Origin of the sequence: Cupriavidus sp. KB_39 (assembly GCF_052114485.1) — a bacterium.
GTDB lineage: Bacteria > Pseudomonadota > Gammaproteobacteria > Burkholderiales > Burkholderiaceae > Cupriavidus.
Map to the genome: position 1 here is coordinate 1 of NZ_JBFREV010000143.1, position 893 is coordinate 893.

Below are 893 nucleotides of genomic sequence, written 5' to 3' on the forward strand. Positions count from 1 at the left end.
TTCGTCGTACTTCTTGGCCGAGCCGCCAAACTTCGCAGCCAGCACCGTGGCGATTGCTGCCGTCAGCGTCGTCTTGCCGTGGTCAACGTGACCAATCGTACCTACGTTCACGTGCGGCTTGGTCCGCTCGAACTTTTCCTTTGCCATTTCGCGACTCCTGTCTCGGTAGCAATTGCCAGTGCGGGTATAGATGGTGCCCATGGGCAGGATCGAACTGCCGACCTCTCCCTTACCAAGGGAGTGCTCTACCACTGAGCCACATGGGCGAAACTTGACTTACTTCTTTGACGGCAACCGCGGTGCTGGAGCGGGTGAAGGGAATCGAACCCTCGTCGTAAGCTTGGAAGGCTTCTGCTCTACCATTGAGCTACACCCGCCCGGTTACTTCCTTCACCGGCTCATCGCCTGGTTGCTGCCTTGCATTCTGGTGGAGAGGGCTGGATTCGAACCAGCGTAGGCGTAAGCCAACAGATTTACAGTCTGCCCCCTTTAGCCACTCGGGCACCTCTCCGCAGAGAACTTGTGATTATGGTGGAGCTCGCTTGGGCTGTCAAGCACTTTCCCTTGCGGTAAGTACCTTTGCGGTAGCCTGGCGGGCCCTGCGAACAGCACGCTTTGCACGGCTGTCGCGAACCAGAATCATCGTTCGAAAAACCGACGCTCTCACCCTATAGGGGCTCTGAAATCCAGCGCTGGCGCGGCTTTCAGGGCTTCGGCGGGGCAACGCGAGCGGCAACGTCAATCCGTCGCCGCAAAAGCAAAACCCCCAGCCTTTATGGGGCTGGGGGTTCTGGGTATAAGAGCCTGGCGATGACCTACTTTCACACGGGTAGTCCGCACTATCATCGGCGCAAAGTCGTTTCACGGTCCTGTTCGGGATGGGAAGGGGTGGT

The 893-nt window shown here is 58.1% G+C and carries 1 protein-coding gene, 3 tRNA genes and 1 rRNA gene; all 5 read right to left on the bottom strand.

Annotated features, from left to right (window positions below):
* The coding region (locus AB4Z27_RS29155; RefSeq protein WP_441593733.1) for a GTP-binding protein at positions 1–147 on the bottom strand (147 nt) is incomplete at its 3' end.
* Between the two features lie 44 nt (positions 148–191).
* Positions 192–266, bottom strand: a tRNA-Thr gene (locus AB4Z27_RS29160).
* Positions 267–303: 37 nt separating this feature from the next.
* Positions 304–377, bottom strand: a tRNA-Gly gene (locus AB4Z27_RS29165).
* Positions 378–425: 48 nt separating this feature from the next.
* Positions 426–511, bottom strand: a tRNA-Tyr gene (locus AB4Z27_RS29170).
* 291 nt (positions 512–802) lie between these two features.
* A 5S ribosomal RNA gene (rrf, locus tag AB4Z27_RS29175) occupies positions 803–893 on the bottom strand; the annotation flags it as partial.